The organism is Terriglobus sp. YAF25, assembly GCF_052113305.1.
Taxonomy (GTDB): domain Bacteria; phylum Acidobacteriota; class Terriglobia; order Terriglobales; family Acidobacteriaceae; genus Terriglobus.
In genome coordinates this window covers 1-21,023 of the sequence record NZ_JBFRCY010000004.1, presented here as the reverse complement: position 1 = coordinate 21,023, position 21,023 = coordinate 1, and the positions used below count along the sequence as shown (strand labels likewise).

The following is a 21,023-nucleotide window of genomic DNA, read 5'->3' as shown; positions in this document are numbered from 1 at the left end:
AGCCATGGGAGCCACTGCCGTGATCCCATCCAAAGCCAACCGGCGGCGGCAGCGAACCTACGATCTGACGCTCTACAAACTCAGAAACCGCATCGAACGATGCTTCAACAGACTCAAACAGTTCAGAAGGTTCGCCACAAGATAYTGCAAATACGCTGCTTGCTTCGCTGCTACCGTCGCCCTCGCATGCTCGTGGTTACACCTCCAGCAATTTGTCGATACACCCTAGTTGAATTCCAACAACGACGACAAAACTAGCAACTGGAACTAGCAACCAGCAACTAGTTTTCGGACGGTTTCTCGACCTTCTCGAAGACCATCACTTTGGCGGGCGCTTTGGTCGGCGTGGCTTTCAGGCCGAGCTGTTCCTGCAGTGCTGTGTAGAGGTCGGGCCGTGGAGGATCGAAGACAGGCGCGTTCGCGAAGCGGCCGCCGAACTGCGTGGCATCGGGTTGCCATGTCAGTTTGAAGTCATAGCGGTTATCTCCAAGCTCTGTCTTGTCCAGTACAGGGCGATCGAGCAGCGTCTCCTGCAGCAGGCCGCAGAAGTCGAGCATGGTCGCATTGCGTGCGACGAAGATGCCTGCCCCCTGGAAGTTGAGGCCCTTCGGTCCATCTGCCGCAGCCTCGCTCTTGAAGAGCTTCGCGCCCCCCTTTGCCGGCTCCAGAAGGTAGACCGGCATCTCGCGATCTTCACCGTGGGACTTGAGCTGGAAGCGCTCCACCAATAACTTCCTGAGAGCGGACTTCCATTGATCTCCGTTCGGCTGGCCTTCCCCATCGGGCCGTCCATCGATATCCCATTTGATCTCATTGGCCCAAGCCGGCATGCCGACGAGCTGCTTGTCCTGCACGCCGTAGGCGAACTTCATGATGTCGATCAGCGTGGTGTTGATGGTGCGGAAGCGGCGCTGTCCAAGCCCAAAGCCCATGCCAGGTTGGTCTGGATTGCTGGGCTTAATCGTCGCAACTTCGAAGACCGGGTCATAGTCTTTCGCCATCGGCTTGATGGGAGCGGGCGGCTTGGGAATCTCCCATGCTGCTTCGGGATTGACCTTGGCGAGGTTCAGCGGCGTCGGCCGCTCAGCCTGAGTGAAAGTGCCGGTCATGCTCTTGCCGTCAGCGGCGATCTTTCCTTCGTATTTCGCGCCGATGCCTGCGATCTCGAAGGTAAATGTATCCGCCTTTACCGAGGCCGAATTCGCATTCAACGGTGCGCCACCCTGATCGATGGAATATCCGACTACCTTCAACACCCCATCATCCTTGCTGATCTTCAGCAGGATGCGCATCTCGCGGGGAGCGCCCTGAGGCTGCATCGTTCCCTGCCATGTCCCGGTTACGTCAACAGGCGCCTGTGCCTGCAACGTCAACGTTCCAGCCAATACCACGCACAGCCACAGCCAAAGCTTCTTCATGAACCGCTCTCCTTTTGTTTGTAGAAGCAGATACGCAGCCCGTGGATACGAAGTTCGGGTCTGTTTAGAGCATTTTCCCGGTTGCTGGGCATCCCGGAAGGGGCGCGCAGCGGCGTTTTCATTGCGGAAAACGCCCATAGATGTGGAAGCCCTACTCTACACCTACAGGGAAAATCCTTTACAACACGGCCTTCTTGCCCGTCCGCAGTTCCATCTCCTGACGGAAGGCTTCGGACGCCGAATGATTGGGGGAATGCAGAATGGTGACCCGGTTGGAGCCCATGACGCGAGTGACGCGTCCTGCCTGTGAGACGCTGACGGCCATGACTTCGGTATAGGGAATCTGTTTGTCTCTGAAGAACCAAAAGCGCTGCACCACGGCGGTAGGAGTCAGCACGATGGTTCCAGGCATACGCAGCACCACCAGAACGCAGACGAGGATGAGCACCACCATGATCCAAACCGGCGGAATCTTGCTGACGTGCATGACCGACAGCGTAACGACAAGAGCGACGTAACCCACCAGCAGGATCCAGCGGGAAAAGGCAAAGAGCGGTTTGAGGGGAAACGCTGGTCCCTCAGGTGTCTGCTTTACAGAGCCCTTGCTCATACGACTGGACAAAACCAGAAGGATAAAGAGCGAGAGAGCGATGGCCTTCAGCAGTTGCGGATCGAGGTGCATAGTATCCCTCAAGCTTAGAGCGTTTTCCCCGTTGCAGGGGATCCCGGAAGAGCAAACAGTGGCGTTTTCATTGCGGAAACGCCATAGGATGCGGAAGGCCTACACTACACCCACGAGGAAAATGCTCTACTGCGGAGGTCCGTAGTAGGGCAGCTTCTGCTGCTCGTTCTGTGCGCGTTTTACGGCGATGTCACCAAACAGCAGCGATGGCGCAATGGTGGTTTGCGGCAGCGGTGCGAGCGAGTTCTGTATATACGGATCGTCACCGGCTGCGATGATGTCTGAGCGCAGGCTGCGCTGGTCGAGCTCGTCGAAGACAGCGCCTCGCACCAGCTCACGTTTGCCGTCAGGGGTGACACGGTAGAGCAGACGCGGAGTAAGCTCGCCGCCCATCGTCTCCGCAATGTAAACAAAGGGGCGGTTCTGCTCCTTCGCCATGGACAGGATCTTCTTCTCCATCCCGGCGGCAGGTGTGACCTTTGTGGGGGTGAAGATCATCACGCCGGAGTGGGATTCGGCGCGGCGGCCGAGAGCGGCGCGGCCGTGACCGTTGGACTCCGGAAAGTCCTTCACCGGCTCGCGATCGATGAGGTAGTTCTGCAGGATACCCTTCGATACCACCTGTACTGTCTGCGCCGGTACGCCCTCATCGTCGATATCGTAAGAGCCGATGAGCGACTTACCGTGAAAGGTCTTCATCGCGGGATCGTCCTTGACGTCGAGGAAGTCAGGAAGAACGCGCTGCTTCCAGCTCGACGAGAAGGCACCCTGGGTGCGTGCCATGGTTCCTGTATCGGGCTTGTCTGCTTCGATGTTGGGAACAAAGAGCCGGTTGAGAACATCGGTGGAGGCGTCGCCGCTGAAGAGCACAGGACCGTGGTAATCCTCCGCCATGACGATGGGAGCGTTCTGCAGGGCGCGCAGACTCAGGAGATCGTCGATGACACGCTGCTTGAAGACAGCCGCCGTCTCCAGGTCTTTTGCCTGTGCAGCCACGGGGCCGTTGTCCCGCGAGAGACGCGTGCCGTCAGGCGCCTGTGTGCCGACGCTGATGCCGGCGGAGTACGCCGTGTATCCGCGACGGATAGCGGTGCCGTCGGTATTGACCAGGTAACGGTTGACCGCCAGACCGCGAAAACTTGAGTTGGAGTACTGAATCTGTTGTGCGAACTCTTTTACGCGCGCATCTGTCCCATAGAGGCCGCTGGCTTCGATGACACGCTGCTTCCAGTCCTCACGGTCGACGTCGAGCTTCACCAGCGGATCGATTTTCGTCACCGGTTTCGCAGGAGAGAAGTCATCGGCGGTCGGCGGAGTTTCGAAGCGTTTGAGGTCGGCCTGCTTGCGGGAGTATGCATTGAGTGCGGCTTTGTAGGCCTCGTCCGTGGCAAACCAGAGAGCGTAGCGCATGGCTTCGGGATTCTGGTCCATGGGCGCGACCTGCACGGTGCCTTCGCCGCCCTCATCCATGCCTGGTGGTGGAAGAATGGGCGGCCGGGTGGTCCCCTGTGCCTGCCGTTGAGTTTCAATCTCGCTCACCAGCATGGCCGGAGCGACGGCAGAGACGGGAACCGAGCCGGACTCAGCACCGCACTCGCCATTGAAGATCTCCTGGCGGTCGCCGGTAGCGAGGATGCGGTTGAGCGCTGCCTGTGGTGTACCGACGATAGAGACGCCGCGGACCAGCTCGTCCGGGCGGCCGTCGACATAGACGCGATAGACCACCAGCGGAATGACCTGGAAGGCCTGCGGCGAGCGGCGCGTGGTGACGGCAAAGCCGGAGGAGATGTCTTCAAAGAACAGGCCGTAGGGCTTGCCCTGTTTCTTTGCTTCCTCAACCAGCATCTTGCGCAGCTCAACGTCGTTGACCGATTTGGTGGAGCTGACGATGAGGTTGCCCTGGCGTCCGGCGGGCATGCGGCCCGTCTGTGCGCGGCCGTGGCCATTCGAGGTGGACACGGAAGCGATCGGCAGCCGCGACATCAGGAAAGTCTTCAGGACGCCATCCTGGATAAGCTCAACGCGCTGAGCGGGCTGGCCCTCGTCGTCGTAGCTATAGTGTCCGTTCAGCGGAGTGCCATGAAGCGCCGCAATGGTGGGGTCGTCGACGACGGAGAGGAAGTCGGGAAGGATCGGTTTACCAAGCGATTTGGTGAAGGTCTGTCCTTCCTCATCACCACGCTGTCGCTGGCCTTCGAGACGGTGGCCGAGCACCTCATGGAAGAAGACTGCAGAGGCGCGGCCGGAGAGGATCGCCGGTCCGTTGAACGGCTGAGTTACCGGAGCGGTGCGCAGAGCTTCGAGATTTTTTGCCAGCGCCGTCAACTTCTCAAGGACGGCCTTCTGGTCCGGCAGGTGGTCCAGGGTATCGGCCTCGAAGGTCTCAACGCGGAAGAGATCCATGCCGTCGTCGGCACGGGCACGGGCGACTACGACCAGGCGTGCCGTGGTGTAGGGATTGGCGATACGTGTGCCTTCGCTAGAGGTGAAGTAATCGGTCTCGTTGGAGGCTGTTAGAGCGACGTAGTTGAAGAAGATGTTCCTATAGGGCTTGAAACTGGCGGAGATGTCGCGAAGCCGCGTCTTCCACGCCTCTATGTCGGTGGCGAGCGGAGCCACCGCTTTTGTCTCGGAATCGGTCGATTTCTCCACGGAGAAGTCCGGGGAAGCATCTTCTTCCTTCGCGCGGACCTGGGTCTCCGTCTTCACCTTCAGGTAGCCGTCCAGGGCTTTGCCGTATCCGCGATTGGTGGCAAACCACAGGGAGCGGGCAATGGCCTCTTTGTCGTCAGTCAAAGGAAGGTTGATCGTGGTGAGCGCCGAGGTGCGGTGGTCGCCGTGCGTGTTGTCGAGGGCGGGCGAACCGATGCGGACCTGCACATCAGCGACACGGCGGTGGCCTTGCGATGTGGTAACGATGGCGCCGTACTGCGCGACGAGATTCAGCGAAGAGGCGTCCGCTACCTCATAGGAGATGAAGTAGGGATGGGGCTGCTGGTCGCCCTTTCCGAGCGAATCCATGGCGCGGTTAAGCTCGGTGTGCATGGTGTCGAGCAACGCAGACGGCTGCGGCGTAGAGGGTGCGCCGGAGGCAGAGACGACAGCAGGTGCAACCGCAGATGCGATTGCCAGAAGCGTGCAGATTGACTTCAAGGACATAAGAGGCCGTGTGAGATGCGAGTTTATCGGAATTTGGGCGGCTCCGCTTGCGCCTGAAACGCGGCGATGMAACAATCGCAGCACTCTGACGGAGATACACCAACGCCCGATGACTCTTCGACGCCTGAGCTGGCTCTTTGTTGTCTTGTTTGCAACAGTTTTCCCCTGTGCCCGGGCGGAGCCGCCGGCGGTCGTGGCCGCAGAACAGGCGGCGCGCTCCGGTCCGATGCTCTACAGCTTACCGCCGCAGAAGATGCAACAGGCCGTGGCGCTCCATCGCCAGCGGACCATGCTCTCCTGGCTTTCACCTATGGCTGATATCGCGATCCTTCTGGTGCTGCTGAGTGTGGGCTACTTTCGACGGGTGCGCACGTGGATTGAAAGACATGCATTGCGGCCTTGGATGCAGGGCGTTCTCTTTCTGGGCGCCATGCTGGTGACGGTGTCGGTGCTGAAGCTGCCGCTGTCGATGTATGGGCATCGATTGGCCGTGCGCTATGGACTTTCTGTGCAGCACTGGGGAAGCTGGTTTGCGGATTGGGGCAAAGGGCTTGCGCTGCGGACCGGCCTCGTTGTCCTTATCGGTCTCGGCGTCTATGCACTGATCCGCCGGTTTCCACGTACCTGGTGGTGGTGGCTATGGGCAGCGATGCTGCCATGCATCGTGTTCATGGTCTTTATCGCGCCGGTCTTCATCGATCCGCTCTTCAACAAGTTCGAGCCGCTTCAGCAGTCGAACCCGGCTCTGGTGGCGCAGCTCAAGAAAGTCGTTGAGCGCAGTGGGGTTGCGATTCCTCCAGATCGTATGTTCCTGATGAAGGCCAGCGAGAAGGTGACGGGATTGAATGCGTATGTCACCGGCGTCGGCGCTTCGAAGCGCGTGGTGGTGTGGGATACGACGATTGCCCGTGCAACTCCGGACGAGATCGCGTTTGTCTTCGGCCATGAGGCGGGGCACTACGTGATGCAGCATCTCTGGCTGGGCATGGGGGCTACCGCATTGTTGATCCTGGTACTGCTGCCGATAGGCGTATGGGCCGAGCGCGCAACAATTCGGCGTTTTGGAGCCCGATGGGGAATCTCTGCTGAGACCGAATGGGCTTCAGCACCGGTACTGCTGCTGTTGAGTGTGCTGCTGATCCAGCTCTCCGATCCGATCGGGAACGCGATTAGCCGCACGCTGGAGCACAACGCCGACATCTATGGCCAGGAAGTCATTCACGGCATCGTCGCCGACCCACAACGGGCAGCGGTGCATGGCTTCCRGGTGCTGGGCGAGACATCGCTCGACGATCCAAGGCCGCATCCGTTTGAGGAGTTCTGGTCAGACGGACATCCGCCGATCTGGTTCCGGACGAACTTCGCCGGGGCGTATGACCCTTGGAGGGTGGGGGTGGAACCGAAGTATTTCCCTAAAGTTGAAGACGTACGGTAGCGGTTGGTATGGCTGCTGGGGTGACTTTAGGCTTCGGTGGCGGGGCCTTCTAAGTTGAAAGTTGAAAACGTAGAGCATGGGATGGGACGAAACCTTAGCCAGCCCAAACAGTACGTTTTCAACTTTCAACTTGGGAATGTTGCCACAAACACTCAAGTAGCCGGAACGCAAACCCAGGCAATGCGGTACGTCTTCAACCTCGCCTCACTACCGCGTCAGCTTCGCGACAAGCTCCACATGCTGCGGGAACTGGCGACTCAAGGTCTCGCGGTTGCCCATTTCGAAGTCGGCGAAGTCGAAGCCGGGGGCGACGGTGCAACCCACCAGCGCATAGGTGCCGGGCCATTTCAAACGGGCGCCGAACCATGCACCTGCGGGGACCCAGCCTTGCAGGGTTTCGCCTGCGGGAAGGCTCTGGCCGAGGAGAAGGTCTTCGTGGCGGCCGTCAGGATGAATCACGCTCACGACCAGCGTGTCACCGGCATAAAAGTGCCACACTTCGTCAGACTGGATACGGTGCAGGGCAGAGAATTCATTGCCGCTAAGCAGAAAGTAGATGGCGGTGGAGGCAGCCCTCTCGCCGCGAGGTGTATGTACCTTCTTCGCGGCGAGATAGGTCTGGCGATACCATCCGCCTTCGGGATGACGTTCGAGCCCGAGATGTACGATGAGCTCTTCTGAGGTCACTGTGCCTTCTCGATCTGCGCCTCCAGGTGCTGGGCGTATTCGCACCAGGAGCCGTCGTAGAGAGTGACATGTTTTGCGCCGATCATCTCCAGGCCAAAAGCGAGTACTGCGGCTGTCACGCCGGAGCCACAACTGGTGATGATGGGCTTTTTCCTGTCCACACCCTTCGCCTCGAACAACGCCTTCAGATCGCGCGCGGACTTGAAGCGGCCGTTCTCGGTGAGCTCCAGGAAGGGAATGTTGATGGAGCCCGGCATATGGCCGGAGGAGATGGGACGTGGCTCGGGAGCGGTGCCGTCGAAGCGGCCCTTTGCGCGGGCATCCAGGATGGTCTCTCCCGCGGCCAGGGCCTGTTGGAGCTCGTCGAAGCTGATGACTGCCTCGGCGTCGAAGCGCGGTGTGAATCTTGCCGGCTTGCAGGTGACGAAGCCGGAGTGGGTTGCATAACCTGCTTCCTCCCAGGCCTTGAGGCCGCCATCGAGGATGACTACATCTTCCGCTCCGAAGGTCTTCAGCATCCACCAGGCACGCGGAGCAGAGAAGACGCCCTCTTGTTCGTAGATAACGACGGTCATATCAGATCCGACGCCGAGGAAAGAGACTGCCTTCGCAAACTCACGCTCGTTAGGCAGCATGTGCGGCAGCGGTGTGGTGTGATCGGAAAGTTCGTCGATGTCGAAGAAGGCCGCGCCGGGGATATGCTTCGCCAGGTAGCGGGCGCGGGTGTCTACAGGTGGTGTAACGCCGACGGGCGGAAGGGTAGCGTCCAGCACAATAGTGCCGGGGTCTTTCAGGCGCGAGTTCAGCTGCTGCGGCGTAATCAGAAGGCTCATAGCGAATTCCATCTTAGATGCTTGGCGAGCAGCTGAGGACTCTGGAGCGATTGCGACTCGATTAAGCGTGGGTGGGCCGACGTTAGAAGTTAAAAATTGCAAGTTAAAGCGTTAAGTCATGGGTAGCACCCATTTACTCCGAGCACATGTGGTGAGGCTCCAATCGCCCAGACCTTAACGCTTTAACTTTTAACCTGCAACTTTTAACGCAGCATCCGGGGTAGCCGGATGCTGCTAGGGTTTCCCGACTCCCTCTTCTACAACCAGCTCATCGACACCGATGCCGAGCGCGATGCCGAGCCGACGGTAACCATCCTGCCATGCCTCGTTCAGGCGCGGATCGTTGCGGACCTGATCGAGGAGATAGTTCCAGACATTCTGGCTGTCCCAGAAGCGCACCTCGAAGGGGAGTTGGCGGAAGCACTCGGCCATGGTGGTTGCCAGTTGCAGCGTCTCTACCGAGGGAGAGTCGGATGAAAGCGTATCCCGCAACTGTTGCATTACGGCGTGCATGCGTTTGCCGGCGGAGTAGCCGATGATCTGACCGTCGAGTTGAATCTCATCCGTCAAGGCCTGTTGCAGCAGGCTGGAGAGTGCGGGGGCATCGAAGGGATCAGCCTCTACGGCATTGCGGATCCCCGCGTTGAGCGCAAAGTTGGCGGTGATGGCCAGGGCGGGCGGAGTGGGCATGTTGCTCTGGCGGATGAAGTGCAGCAGAGATGCGTGGTCCTGGTAGATGCGACGCAGGCTCTCTTCCACTTCGGAGAGCGTGCTGGTCAGAATGGTCTGCAGGATGCGGTGTTGCTCGTCGGAGAAGAGCGAACGCAGGGAGTAGCTGGTCTGCGAGCGGTCGTGATGGAAGAAACCATCGATGCTGCGGATGATGTCGGGAAGATTGGCCTGCGCCATGGCTCCGGAGACGGCCGTGGCAAAGTTCTTGAAGGCTTCCTCTTCGTTCGGAGAGTAGGAACGCACGGCCGCGGAGAGGTTCTGGTCGCCGCCTAGATGCAAGACGGCGAAAGCGACCATCTCGCACTCGCCGGTAATTCGTGAGCGCACCGTGGCGGTACCCAGCGCCACGCGTCCACGGCCGGAGGAGAAGACTTTGTATTCGTGCCGGCGGATGTCGTAGCAGAAGATGTAGCCCTCTTCCGGATAGGTGCGGAAGATGGAGGAGATGGCGTAGTGCGCGCCCACCTGCTCCAGACCGACACGCATGCCCAGCACCCAGCGGCGATAGACCTGGGCGCCGTCACTCATCTCGGCGATATTGGATTTTGCGTTCTTCAGAATATCGAGGAACTTCCCTTCAAGCTCTTTGCCCTTCTCGCCGAAGAGCTGATGGGCAAGCTGCAACACGCGGCCGGCGTAGGCGATGATCTGCACAGTCTCAATGCCGGAGATCTCATCGAAGAACCAGCCGCAGGAGGTGTACATCAGTTGCGTATGCCGCTGCAGCTCCAGCAACTCGATCAGGCGGATTCGTTCTTCGCCAGTGAGCTCGCGTGTGGCGTGCTCGGCGAAGAAGGCATGGACGTTCTCAGGATTGCGATTGAGAATGACATGGACATACGCATCACGGGCGGCCCACAAGTCCTTGAGGAAGGGTTTAGCGAACTCTTCCGAGAGCGGATTGACGTTATCGCGGACGTAGTCGAGAGCTTCGCGCAGTGGTGCACGCCACTCCTGATTCCAGCCTGCGCGTCCGGTGTTACAGCCGCAGTTGGAGCGCCAGCGCTCTACGCCATGCGCGCAGCTCCAGGAGGTGTTGTCGAAGATCTCGGCCTCCCAGGAAGCTGGAAATTTCTCCAGGAATTCGCCATAGTTGGTCAGCTTCGCCAGGCCCTGCTGCTCGATGAAGTGAAAGGCGTATGTCAGCGCCATCTCGCCATGACGATGATGATGTCCATAGCTCTCGCCATCGGTGGCGATATGCGCCAGTTGTGGGGCAACTCCATTGTTGTCGCGCGGAGGGAGAGAATTGATGATGCGGTTGGCGAAATATTCGCCGGAGTTCAGCAGGCCTTCGAAAGCGACAGCACGCGAAACCGGACCATCGTAAAAGAAGACGGTGATGGAGCGGCCCTCGTCGAGCTTCACGAGATAGGGCTGTGAGGGATCGACTTTGGCGTCATTGGTATCAATCCATCCAGCGGGAGCTCCTCCATCCCTGGGAAGGGGACGGACGCGAGCGCACTGTGCAGGAGCGAGGATGGTGAAACTGATGCCTTCCTGTGCCAGCAGATCGAGCACATGGCGATTGGCTGCGGTCTCGGCGAGCCACATGCCTTCCGGGTCGCGGCCGAAGCGGAAGCGGAAGTCTGCCTTGCCCCAGCGGATCTGCGTCAGGCAGTCGCGGTCAGTGGCCAGCGGCATGATGATGTGGTTGTAGACCTGCGCCATGGCGGAACCGTGGCCGCTGAAGCGTTGTGCCGAGATGCGATCGGCATCGAGGATAGTGCGATAGGTGACCGGTGCAAACTCGGCAAGCCAGCTTAACAGCGTGGGGCCGAAGTTGAAGCTCATGCGCGAATAGTTGTTGGAGATGCGCACGATCTGGTTGGCCGAGTTAACGATGCGCGAAGCTCCGTTAGTGGAGTAGCACTCGGCGGTGATGCGTTCATTCCAATCGTGATACGGCTGCGCGGACTCCTGTACCTCCACGGTCTCAAGCCATGGGTTCTCGCGCGGCGGCTGATAGAAGTGCCCATGCACGCAGACATAGCGCTGATGCTGCTCCGGCGACGGGGAGACGGGGGTGCCGGACTCAGGCATTCCCGCGATTTTTTTCGTTTTTGCCATTGCTCTCCATGTTTCTGCTTTGCCCAATCATCCGGGCAGGTGAGTCGTAACGATGGGTTGAGGCACTCTTTTAGTGTGCCTCAGCATTGGATGCGCCGGGGCGGAAGATTGTGTCGGCCCAGGCCGTAAACGCAATGGCTAGAAGATATGCGGCGATGTTTTTAACCGAGAAGAAACGGCCAAGCAGAAGCCGTCCGGCGAGCGTAAGGCGAAAGGCGTCAATATGCGGCTCCGGAAAAGCCGCGAGAGTTCTACCAGGGTTGCGGCCATGGCGGAGATAAAGAAAAGTGCGAGTGGCCGCAGCCGCGGCAACAATGCCGCAACAAACCAGTAGAGGGCCGCAGCCCAGAGGGCAGAGCCGAGATACTTTTCCCAGAACCATGAGAGATGCAGTGGGGCAAAACGAGCAGCCAGGCCGGCAGGAATGGTGGCCAGCAGTAAAAGAAGACAGGCGATGGAGCGAGGCATGGTGCACCCACTCTATCTCACGAGTTCACAGGATTTTGTTTCGCCCACGAGGTCACGGATGGCGGAACTATCCGGCATCCGGGCTACTTCGTCCCCGTCGAAGGATCGATGATGCTTGAGATCTCGGTGATCTTATTTGCCGGGAATCCGCTGATCTCGGCGTGACGACGAATCACTGCTTCGTCCTTGGCCAGATAGATGCAAAAGGTCTTGTCAGCGGAGACGTAGGAGTGCACCCATTGAATGTCCGGGCCGAGCTGCGCCAGTGCGGCGTTAGAGGTCGCCGCTGCATCGCAGAGCTGCCCAGAGTTCAAAGAACCAACCTTCGGAATGTCGCGTTCAATCAGATAGCGCTTCATGTTTTGTTGCTCCTGTGAAACAGCCAATGATCGGCGTAACCATCTACTTTCCGCAAGGCCCATGCTGCTCTACCTTGCCGGCCATAACAAACCGATGACGACGTCATCGACTGCTTGACTCAGGCTGCCCGCTGCGCTGGGCATGCATGCTGAAAGAAGCGCGCGACGCGCCTAAGAGGTTTTCTTCTGCGAGCTCGACCAGTACCCGCCGGCCGACGTTGCCGCCATGCCCGTGCTGCAACAACTGATCCAGATCTCACTCTGAAATAACTCATACACCGGGTGCTTAGGCCGGGAAAAGCTTGTTGCTCCAAAATTCGTGTTCCAACTGGAGACGTGGCTGGGCTATTGGGCGGCTTGAATGGCGGAGAAGATCGGCTTGACCAGTGTTTCTATGGTCGTGGCCACTTCTTCAGCGGGGGGCCGATCCGGTGTCTGGATCCATTGCTTGGCGGCGCCGAAGATGGCCCATGCGACGGTCGCGGCGATCAGGGCTGTCGGCGTCTCCGGTGGCGCCTGGTGCACCCGGAAGCCGTGAAGGATCATGCCTTCGACGACGGGAATGATCGAGGTCTCAAGCGGCATAGAGGCCAGTTGTTCGGGGCACCCTCCCGTCTGGGAGAGAAAGTCGCAGACTCCCAGCGCCAAGGAGCGCAACACACCTTCGCAGCTGAAAACGACGCCGCGGCGGTCGAGGAGTTCCCGGAAGCGGACTTCGGTCATGGCCTGAAGCAGAGCGTTCTTGTCGGGGTAGTGGAGATAGAACGTGGCCCGGTTTACACCGGCCTGCGCCGCGATATCGCTGATGGAAATGTCGCTGAAGTGCTTTCGATTCAGCAGGTTGAGGAGGGCATCCTGGAGCATTTGGCGGGTACGGCGGATGCGTGGATCAGTCGGCTCCGTACAAACATGCTCGGCTTGGGTTGCCGGTTCCATCTAAGAGCAGGATAACTCTTTTCGCGTCGGCAGTTGCTTTTGCAACACTTGTCGATTATTTATGAATCGACAGATGTTGCTTAACCATCATTTGTCGTAAAGGAGATTTCTGGCCATGCCTACCCTCTTACGCGTCGATTCCAGCCCACTGTATGGGGCTTCCGTTACGCGCCAACTGACCGAGACCTTTGAGTCGACCTGGAAAGCCGCCCATCCCGACGGCCAGGTTATCGTGCGCGATCTTACCGCTACCGTGTTGTGGCCGATTACAGCGGAGTGGATCGGAGCCGCATTCACACCCGAAGACCAGCGCACCGGCCAGCAGGCGGAGTTGCTGAAGCTTTCCGATACGCTGATCGCGGAGCTTCAGAACGCGGACGAATACGTCTTTGGAGTTCCGATGCATAATTTCAGCGTGCCAGCGTCGCTGAAGCTGTGGATCGATCAGATCGCGCGCGTCGGGAAGACCTTCTCGTATGGGGAAGGCGGACCGAAGGGCTTGATTACCGGCAAGAAGGCGACCTTTCTGCTTGCGACCGGAGGCGTCTATGGACCGGGGAGCGCGATGGAGTCGCTGAACTTTGTGGAGCCGTATCTGCGCTCGGCTTTCGGTTTTCTTGGCGTGACAGATACGACCTTCCTTACAGCCGGCGGAACTTCGGCGCTGCGGTATGGCCAGGACCGGGACACTTTCCTGCGGCCTCATCTTGACGCCGTACAACTACACGCGCAGAGCGCATAAGGAGAACGACTGATGAAGATTGCATCGTTGATTGCCCGCTATCTTCTGGGGTTGATGTTCACAGTCTTTGGCTTGAACGGATTCCTGCACTTCATTCCGCAGCAGCCTCCGGCGAACCCGCTGGCGCTGCAGTTCTTCGGCGCAGTGGCCATGTCTCACTTCGCCGACTTTTTCTTCGCGGTGCAGTTGATTGCAGGCCTGCTGCTGTTGTCAGGCTTCTTTGTGCCCCTTGCGCTCACCCTGCTGGCGGCAGAGCTGTATAACATCCTGGCGTACCATCTGACGATGTCGCCTGGCATCGCTCCGGCCCTGGTTGCGGCGCTTTTGTGGGTGCTGGTCTTCCTGCAGTACCGGGCAAGTTTCCGCGGAATCCTTGCGAGTAAAAAACTAAATCCCTCACGGCCCCATTCTTCGCTGTAGTGTCGCGAAGGATGGGTTTTTGACGCTTCCTGTGTACGTTTCCCATCTAGGCCTGAAAGAGAGCTGTCTTTCCGCCGACAAAATATTTTCCAATCCGTCTTTGGAAAGCAGGGAACTTTCTCGCCGCTCGCGCAATTATCAGAGCGTTGCCGCATGGTGCGAGAGATGGTCTGCAAGCCGGAGGAGCGGATGTCGGGAGCAGGGGAAGGCACGAGCGATGAGCAGTTGATGCTCGCCTTTGCATCTGGCATCACTCCCGCATTCGAAGAGCTGTATGCGCGTTATCGGAATCCGCTTTGTGGATTCTTCCGGCGCCGTCTCAAAGAGCCGTCAGTGGCGGACGAGCTAGCGCAGGAGACGTGGATGGCGGTAGTGCGGTCGGCGCCACACTACCGGCCGTCGGCAACCTTCCGAACCTATCTCTACGCCATCGCGCTGAAACAGCTCCGTTCGTTCCGCAGAAAGGCGGCGTTTCGCGCCATGTTCTGGAGCAGTGAAGAGGTCGAAACCGCGACGGCGAGAGGCGCTGATACGGGATTCGTTCTGCGCGATGCAGTAGCGAAGCTGGAGGCGATCGACCGTGAGGTAGTGATGCTGCGCGAGTTTGAAGAGTTGAGCTACGCGGAGATCGCTGCGCTGCTCTCGCTTCCGGTCAACACGGTGCGGTCTCGTCTCTTTCGCGCGCGGACGGCATTGCGCGATCTTTTGCAGGGAACTGCACAGGCGGATGGAAGCCGCCAGAAGGAGGGAGTATGAGCAGGATGGTTATGGCACAGCACCCTTTTTCGCCGGAAGAGATCATGGCATGGCTCGACGGAGAGTTTCCCGTCGCCGAGGCGCAGGAGATGGAGGCRCATCTGTTCGCCTGCGAAGTTTGCTCTGGAGTAGCGGCTGATATGCGTCGCACTTCGGCCTCCCTGGCGGCATGGGAGGTTCCGCCAGGACTTTCTACGATGCCGGCCCAGGTTCGAGATCTCCTGGAGGAAAGGCCTAAGCAAAAGCAATTACCGAAGCTCAAGTGGATTGTGGCGGGCGCCGGAGCATCGCTGCTGTTGCTAATCTTGGTGTGGTCCAGTGGCGCAAGAAGGGCTGACTATATCTCCACATCTGCCATATTAGATTCGCCGCCGCCGCTTGTGCTACGAGCGCCGGAGGGGTTCAGCACTCCACGTTCGCGCTATACGAATGACAAGCTGGGTGTGGGGGAAGATGTGGTTGCAAAGCAGCGGCCGGATCTTTCCGCTGTGAAGCCTGCGACATTGATTGCCCGGAGGGCGGCGATCATGGTGCAGACATCGAATGTGGTGGAAGCAAGAATACAGACGGAGTCGATCCTAAGGCAGTATCAGGGTTATGCGGCCAGTCTTCAGGTGGAAACACCCCGATACGGGGGGCGCATATTCAATGCGGAGCTTCGAGTGCCTGACACCGTTCTTGACGCAGCCTCCGGCGCATTACGCGGGCTGGGCAAGGTGATGAGTGAGAGCCGGTCCGGCGAAGATGTCACTGCACAATCCGCGGATCTGGATCAGCGCCTGAAGACCGCGCGAGTCACAGAAGAACGCTTCCGCGCGATTCTGCAACAGCGTACGGGAAGCATCGGCGATGTGCTGGAGGTGGAAGAAAGTGCGGCGCGCATCCGGGGCGAAATCGAACAGATGGAAGCGGAAGAGAAGGCGCTCCATCAGCGGGTTACATTTGCAACGATAACGCTTCATGCCCAAGAAATCACCGCGGAGTCGAAAGAGGCAACTCTTCCTGCACGTCTACATGACGCATTGAGAAAGGGCTGGAGGCATATCGCCGACACAGCCTCGGGCCTCCTTCTCTTCCTGGCTGAGTATGGAGCGTTGCTTGTACTCTGGACCATTCTGCTTGGACTGCCGGGGTGGTTTCTCTGGCGCCGCTATCGGCGCGGGCAGAGAAACCTGTGACATAGAGCGTTTTCCCCGTTGCTGGGTATCCCGGAAGAGACGTGCAGCGGCGTTTTCATTGCGGAAAACGCCCATAGCGGAAGCCCTACTCTACACCTACAGGGAAAATGGTCTAGCCGATTTGTTTACTCTGCAGGCAGTTTGCCGGCAGCCAGATCGCAGGCGCGCCACATGTACCAGCTTGCAACCGAACACCATGGGCGCCACCTCTTTGCCCGCTTCAACATCTGCTCCTTGGTTGCGAGCAAGTCCGGTGTGACTTTCTGCGTTGGCTTCAGGCCAAGGAAGGTGAGCGCGAAGCCTTTGCGTACACCATAGTCATCGAGCGGCAGAACATCAGGACGGCCGAGGCGGAAGATCAGCAGCATCTCGGCAGTCCACTTACCGATGCCGCGCACCTGAACGAGATGTTCAATGACCTCTTCGTCGGACATCTTCTTGATCTTTGCCAGCGTGGGCACGGTGCCGTCGATGGTCTTTGCTGCCAGGTCACGTAGAGCGAGTGTCTTGTTATGCGAGAGCCCTGCTTTGCGCAGCTGCTCGTTTGGGCAGTCGAGAATGTGCTCGGGCGAAGGATGATTGCCGATGCCGCAGACGTGATGAAAGCTTTCGATCATGCGGCCGTGAATGGCGCGCGCCGCGTTGGCATGCACCTGCTGGTAGATGATGCTCTCGGCCAGTGCTTCAAAGGGCGACTGTGTCGCGGCCAGGCGCATGGTGAAAGGACCCCAGCGCTCAATCAACCGGCCAAGCTTCGGGTCAGCGGCAGAGAGTTCAGCGATCGCGTGTGCAGCGTCATACGGGGGCTTGTGAGTGCGGCCGGAGCCGGAGCTGGGCATGCAGGAGAGTGTATCGAAAGTTATGTGTTTCTCAGCCGTTGCTGGTGATGAGCTACTGTATCTCGGTGGAAGAATATCCGGGACCGGCAGATTGAGATGTGATGGCTATGCTTGAAGGCATGGAACTTCGTAGAGAAGGGCCCGACGATGCGGAGTTCTTGAAACAGCTGTTTTATGCGGTGCGATCTCCTGAGTTCTGCGCCGCCGGATGGCCCGAAGAGCAGATGCGCGATTTTTTAGCGATGCAGGAACGGATGCAGTGGACACACTATGACCGCACCTATAAGCGGCTGGAGCGGTGGATCGCGGAAAAGAATGGCCGGCCGATCGGGAGGCTGTATCTTGCGACCGAGCCGGATGCGCTGCGAGTTGTCGAGATCTCGATAATGCCAGAGGACCGCGGTCGTGGCCTTGGAAGCGCGCTATTGCGAGGTGTGCTGGAGCAGGCCTCTGCCGCGGGTTTGGACGTCGTGCTGAGTGTCGATCGCGGAAACCCCGCCGAGAATCTGTACAGGCGCATGGGATTTGAGACTGTACGCGATGAGGGCATGAAGACGGGTATGCGGTGGAGCGGGTCGCCTCTTCGTTGAAGACGGCTTCGTAGAGGACACCCCTTATGAAAATCCACCCACAGCGTCATCGATAAAGGTTGTTCGGATATCGACAAATCATGGGCGAATATCAATCTAAGACCATTTGAGTGCGAATTTCAGAGATTAATCGGTGACCGGCGAGTCAGATGTTGTGTCTTTTCTGCCGCTTTACCCACAGATTGCACGAGATGTTGTGCAAGGCACCTAGACGGAATGGTGTCGATTATCGAAGTTGTAGAAAGAAATGATGGTTGCAGTGATGGGGGTCACTTGAAGGGGTCCTGACCCGCTGCTTATACTCAAACTTTCCGAGGCAGGTTTTCCTGGACAGCTCTCAACCCCACGTCCTGGATGGTCCTTCTTCAAAACATCAGCAACGACTTCTCTTTGACGCAGAGGAAACAGGAACGCACTCATGGCGCAAGTTTTTGACCGCAGTTCGAACGCGCTGGCCCGGGCAAGTCTGGTTATCACGGGCCTGATCGTGATCGCACTGGGCGTTGCGCTGAACCAGTTGCAGCGCTCTCCGTGGGTGACACGGCAGGGCCAGCGACCGGATCAGCCCGTCCCGTTCAGTCACAGGCATCACGTTGAGGGTCTTGGCGTGCAGTGCCAGTACTGCCACACCAGTGTGGAGAAGTCGATGTACGCCGGCATTCCGCCGACCAAGACGTGTATGAACTGCCATGCGCAGATCTGGACGAACGCCGAGATGCTCGAGCCGGTTCGTCAGAGCTGGGCAACGGGCGAGTCCATCAAGTGGACCCGCGTACATGACCTTCCGGACTATGTGTACTTCAACCACGAGATCCATGTGAACAAGGGCATCGGCTGCGCAAGCTGCCATGGCCGAGTGGATGAGATGCCGTTGATGTACCAGGAGAACACCCTCCAGATGGAGTGGTGCTTGAACTGCCACCGTAATCCTGGCAAGAACCTCCGTCCGACCAGCGAGATCTACAACATGGCCTGGACTGGCCCCACGTCTGACAAGCCGGTCTACTGCGCCGACACGGGCGTAAGCGGACCGACCTCGCAGGGTGTGGTTTGCTCTACCGAGAAGCCGGAAGGTCCGAAGGTCGCTCTGCTGCAGGAGTCGGCGCCCGGCGCCAGGTCTGAAGGCGCTGTAGCTCCGGTAATCAAGCTTCCGCTCAACTACGTAAAGTTCACCAGCCAGGAAGACCTTGGTAAGTTCCTGACGGACAAGTACCACATCCGCACCCCGAACGAGCTCTCGAGCTGCGAGGTGTGCCACAGATGAGTACGGAGATGAATCAACCGATGCAGCCTGAGGTAGTAAGCACCATTGCTCCGGCCAAGCCGAAGCGTATGACGCTGGCAGAGGTGCAGGCCAAGCTGGCCAATAAGACCGGCCGCCGCTTCTGGACCAGCCTGGATGAGCTGGCCGAGCAGCCTGGGTTCGACGAGATGCTCCGTGAGGAGTTCCCGCGCCAGGCCAGCGAGATGACGTCCGGTGTTTCGCGCCGCGGCTTCATGAAGGTGATGGGCGCCAGCTTTGCGCTTGCCGGTCTTACCGGTTGCACCAAACAGCCTGACGAACCGATCTATCCCTATGTGAAGGCTCCTGAGGACCTGGTTCTCGGTAAGCCGATGTACTTTGCGACGGCGCATCCTTTCCCGACCGGTGCAGTGCCGGTTCTGGTGAAGTCCGATGCCTTCCGTCCGATCAAGGTCGACGGCAATCCTGAGCACCCGGCAACGAAGGGCAAGAGCGATGCCTTTACGCAGGCGTCAGTACTTGATCTGTATGATCCGGACCGTTCGCAGCACGTTCTCTTTGAGGGCAACAACAAGAGCTGGGGTAACTTTCAGGACGCTCTCGCGAAGGGATTGGATGGTCTGCGCCAGGGCGCTGGGCTGTACATCCTGAGCGAGACGGTGACCTCGCCGACGCTGGCCGCGCAGTGGAAGGCCGCACAGGCAAAGTATCCGGCCGCCAAGCTGATCCAGTGGGAGCCGGTGAATCGTGATGCCGCCCGCGCCGGATCGATGGCTGCCTTTGGCGAGTACGTCGATGCACAGTACAAGCTGGAAGACGCCGATGTGATTCTGTCGCTCGATGCCGACTTCCTGAGCGGAGGCCACTTCCCGGGTTTCCTGCCGCTGTCGGCTGCTTATGCCGAGCGTCATCGCTACGAAGAAGGCAAGGAGCAGAACCGCCTCTACGTCGTCGAGTCGATGCCGTCGGTGACCGGTTTCAAGGCTGAGCATCGCCTGTCGCTCAAGCCCTCGGATGTAGAGAAGTTCGCTCTGGCGCTGGCTGGACAGGGAGCTGCTCCGGCTGAGGCCGCGAAGTTCCTGGAGACGGTCAAGAAGGATCTGACCAAGGCCGGTGGCAAGGCTGTCGTGATTCCGGGCGAGGCTACCTCGCCTGCGGTCCACGCTGCTGCGGCCCTGATTAACGCGCAGATCGGCGCGGTGGGCAAGACGGTGGTCTACACCGAGACGGTGAACCCGATTCCTAGCCAGCAGAATGCTGACCTGAAGGCGCTGGTTGCTGATCTGAATGCCGGCAAGGTGTCGTGGCTGGTGATTCTGGGTGTCAATCCGGTTTACTCAGCTCCTGCGGATCTGAACTTCGCCGAGGCGGCCAAGAAGGCCAAGGTGATCGTGCATCACGGCGCACTCGTCGACGAGACGGCCCTGATCGCTCACTGGCACATCAACAAGGCTCACTACCTGGAGAGCTGGTCGGATGCGCGTGCGTATGACGGCACGCTCTCGATCATTCAGCCGATGATCGATCCGCTGTATGGCGGAAAGACAGCGCATGATCTCCTGGCGCAGTTCACCGACAATCCGCAGAGCTCCGGCTACGACGCTGTTTTGGCCAATGCGAAGACCGTGATCAAGGGTAACTTTGAGGCGGGCTGGCGCAAGGCGCTGCACGATGGCTGGGTGGCGGACACCGCCTTCTCGCCGAAGTCGGTTTCGGCCAAGGCTGGAAGCATTACGCCAAGCTCGGTGCCTTCGGGCGAGTATGAGATCTCGTTCAAGCCGGACGTTTCTCTCTACGACGGACGCTATGCCAACAATGGCTGGCTGCAGGAAGTCCCCAAGCAGGTCACGCACCTGAGCTGGGATAACGCGGCGCTGATGTCGATGGAGACCATGAAGAAGCTCGGTGTGGAAGAGACCGAGATGGTCGAGCTCACCGTAGGCGGCAACAAGGTCAAGGCTCCGGTGCTGATGGTTCCGGGCCATCCGCAGGGTTCCATCACAGTACACGTCGGCTTCGGCAGCACTATCGGGCGCGTCGCTACAGGACACGGATTCAATGCGTACGCCGTTAGTACCTCCTCGGCGGCCTCCTGGACAGGCGGTTCGGCGAAGAAGACCGAAGGCACGTACGACGTCTGCGTCACCACCGTGCACTCGCTCGATAACCGCGGAAGCTTCGCGCAGTCGACGGTTGCCAGTGTTGGTATGGCGAAGGACTTCTCCAAATCGCACTCCTTGGCCGGTAATGAAGCCATGACGCGCGGCATCATTCGCTATGCCACGGCGGAAGAGGCGAAGAAGAATCCTGGTTTCGCGCATGAAGGTCCTGGTCTGAAGGAGACCCCGGAAGAAGACATGAGCTTCTTCCCGGATGACTGGAGCTACAAGCACATCGATAAGTCGAGCGGCAAGCTGCAGAACGCCTGGGGTATGTCGATCGATCTGAACTCCTGCACCGGCTGCAACGCCACGCC

General features: G+C 59.1%; 19 protein-coding genes. 9 read left to right on the top strand and 10 right to left on the bottom strand.

Annotated features, from left to right (window positions below):
• A partial coding sequence (locus AB4043_RS00415; protein WP_442306307.1) for a transposase occupies positions 1–229 on the top strand: 229 nt, incomplete at its 5' end.
• Positions 230–281: 52 nt separating this feature from the next.
• Here the strand turns inward: AB4043_RS00415 and AB4043_RS00410 are convergent.
• The 3 genes from AB4043_RS00410 to AB4043_RS00400 form a co-directional block, all read right to left on the bottom strand.
• Complete coding sequence (locus tag AB4043_RS00410; protein ID WP_442300327.1) at positions 282–1,418, bottom strand: TIGR03435 family protein; 1,137 nt, start codon at positions 1,416–1,418, stop codon at positions 282–284.
• Between the two features lie 178 nt (positions 1,419–1,596).
• Positions 1,597–2,100, bottom strand: coding sequence for a hypothetical protein (locus AB4043_RS00405; protein ID WP_442300328.1), 504 nt, complete (start codon positions 2,098–2,100; stop codon positions 1,597–1,599).
• A gap of 126 nt (positions 2,101–2,226) precedes the next feature.
• The gene (locus AB4043_RS00400; protein WP_442306306.1) at positions 2,227–5,259 is read right to left on the bottom strand and encodes a metallopeptidase TldD-related protein; all 3,033 of its coding nucleotides are present in this window, start codon (positions 5,257–5,259) and stop codon (positions 2,227–2,229) included.
• Positions 5,260–5,368: 109 nt separating this feature from the next.
• On the opposite strand from AB4043_RS00400, the gene AB4043_RS00395 reads away from it, so the two are divergent.
• Positions 5,369–6,694, top strand: a complete 1,326-nt coding sequence (locus AB4043_RS00395; protein ID WP_442306305.1) for a M48 family metallopeptidase — start codon at positions 5,369–5,371, stop codon at positions 6,692–6,694.
• Between the two features lie 207 nt (positions 6,695–6,901).
• Here the strand turns inward: AB4043_RS00395 and AB4043_RS00390 are convergent, their stop codons facing one another.
• The 6 genes from AB4043_RS00390 to AB4043_RS00365 form a co-directional block, all read right to left on the bottom strand.
• Positions 6,902–7,381 (bottom strand): cupin domain-containing protein, encoded by a 480-nt coding sequence (locus tag AB4043_RS00390; protein WP_442300332.1) that lies wholly within the window; start codon positions 7,379–7,381, stop codon positions 6,902–6,904.
• Positions 7,378–8,214, bottom strand: coding sequence for a 3-mercaptopyruvate sulfurtransferase (gene sseA, locus AB4043_RS00385; RefSeq protein WP_442300333.1), 837 nt, complete (start codon positions 8,212–8,214; stop codon positions 7,378–7,380). The genes AB4043_RS00390 and sseA overlap by 4 nt, the downstream gene beginning before the upstream one ends.
• A gap of 234 nt (positions 8,215–8,448) precedes the next feature.
• Positions 8,449–11,016, bottom strand: a complete 2,568-nt coding sequence (locus tag AB4043_RS00380; RefSeq protein WP_442300334.1) for a DUF3536 domain-containing protein — start codon at positions 11,014–11,016, stop codon at positions 8,449–8,451.
• A gap of 138 nt (positions 11,017–11,154) precedes the next feature.
• Complete coding sequence (locus tag AB4043_RS00375; RefSeq protein ID WP_442300335.1) at positions 11,155–11,484, bottom strand: DUF2809 domain-containing protein; 330 nt, start codon at positions 11,482–11,484, stop codon at positions 11,155–11,157.
• Between the two features lie 83 nt (positions 11,485–11,567).
• Positions 11,568–11,843 carry a DUF4242 domain-containing protein gene (locus tag AB4043_RS00370; protein ID WP_442300336.1) on the bottom strand — a complete coding sequence of 92 codons (276 nt, stop codon included), beginning with the start codon at positions 11,841–11,843 and terminating at the stop codon, positions 11,568–11,570.
• A 345-nt stretch (positions 11,844–12,188) separates the two neighbouring features.
• Positions 12,189–12,779, bottom strand: a complete 591-nt coding sequence (locus AB4043_RS00365) for a TetR/AcrR family transcriptional regulator (protein WP_442300337.1) — start codon at positions 12,777–12,779, stop codon at positions 12,189–12,191.
• Between the two features lie 115 nt (positions 12,780–12,894).
• Here AB4043_RS00365 and AB4043_RS00360 point away from each other — a divergent pair, with 115 nt between their 5' ends.
• From AB4043_RS00360 to AB4043_RS00345, 4 genes are all read left to right on the top strand, one after another.
• Entirely contained in the window at positions 12,895–13,521 is a 627-nt protein-coding gene (locus AB4043_RS00360) for an FMN-dependent NADH-azoreductase (RefSeq protein WP_442300338.1), read from the top strand.
• Positions 13,522–13,533: 12 nt separating this feature from the next.
• Positions 13,534–13,941: a hypothetical protein gene (locus tag AB4043_RS00355; RefSeq protein WP_442300339.1), complete on the top strand. Its 408-nt coding sequence runs from the start codon at positions 13,534–13,536 to the stop codon at positions 13,939–13,941.
• 165 nt (positions 13,942–14,106) lie between these two features.
• Complete coding sequence (locus tag AB4043_RS00350) at positions 14,107–14,697, top strand: RNA polymerase sigma factor (RefSeq protein ID WP_442306304.1); 591 nt, start codon at positions 14,107–14,109, stop codon at positions 14,695–14,697.
• On the top strand, positions 14,694–15,875 hold the full coding sequence (locus AB4043_RS00345) for a DUF4349 domain-containing protein (RefSeq protein WP_442300341.1): 1,182 nt from the start codon (positions 14,694–14,696) through the stop codon (positions 15,873–15,875). The genes AB4043_RS00350 and AB4043_RS00345 overlap by 4 nt, the downstream gene beginning before the upstream one ends.
• 125 nt (positions 15,876–16,000) lie before the next feature.
• Here the strand turns inward: AB4043_RS00345 and AB4043_RS00340 are convergent, their stop codons facing one another.
• Positions 16,001–16,714 carry a DNA-3-methyladenine glycosylase family protein gene (locus AB4043_RS00340; RefSeq protein ID WP_442300342.1) on the bottom strand — a complete coding sequence of 238 codons (714 nt, stop codon included), beginning with the start codon at positions 16,712–16,714 and terminating at the stop codon, positions 16,001–16,003.
• Positions 16,715–16,872: 158 nt separating this feature from the next.
• On the opposite strand from AB4043_RS00340, the gene AB4043_RS00335 reads away from it, so the two are divergent.
• From AB4043_RS00335 to AB4043_RS00325, 3 genes are all read left to right on the top strand, one after another.
• The gene (locus tag AB4043_RS00335) at positions 16,873–17,304 is read left to right on the top strand and encodes a GNAT family N-acetyltransferase (protein ID WP_442306303.1); all 432 of its coding nucleotides are present in this window, start codon (positions 16,873–16,875) and stop codon (positions 17,302–17,304) included.
• A 418-nt stretch (positions 17,305–17,722) separates the two neighbouring features.
• Positions 17,723–18,568, top strand: a complete 846-nt coding sequence (locus tag AB4043_RS00330) for a cytochrome c3 family protein (RefSeq protein WP_442300344.1) — start codon at positions 17,723–17,725, stop codon at positions 18,566–18,568.
• On the top strand, positions 18,565–21,023 hold a 2,459-nt coding region (locus tag AB4043_RS00325), incomplete at its 3' end, for a TAT-variant-translocated molybdopterin oxidoreductase (protein ID WP_442306302.1). The genes AB4043_RS00330 and AB4043_RS00325, both read left to right, overlap by 4 nt.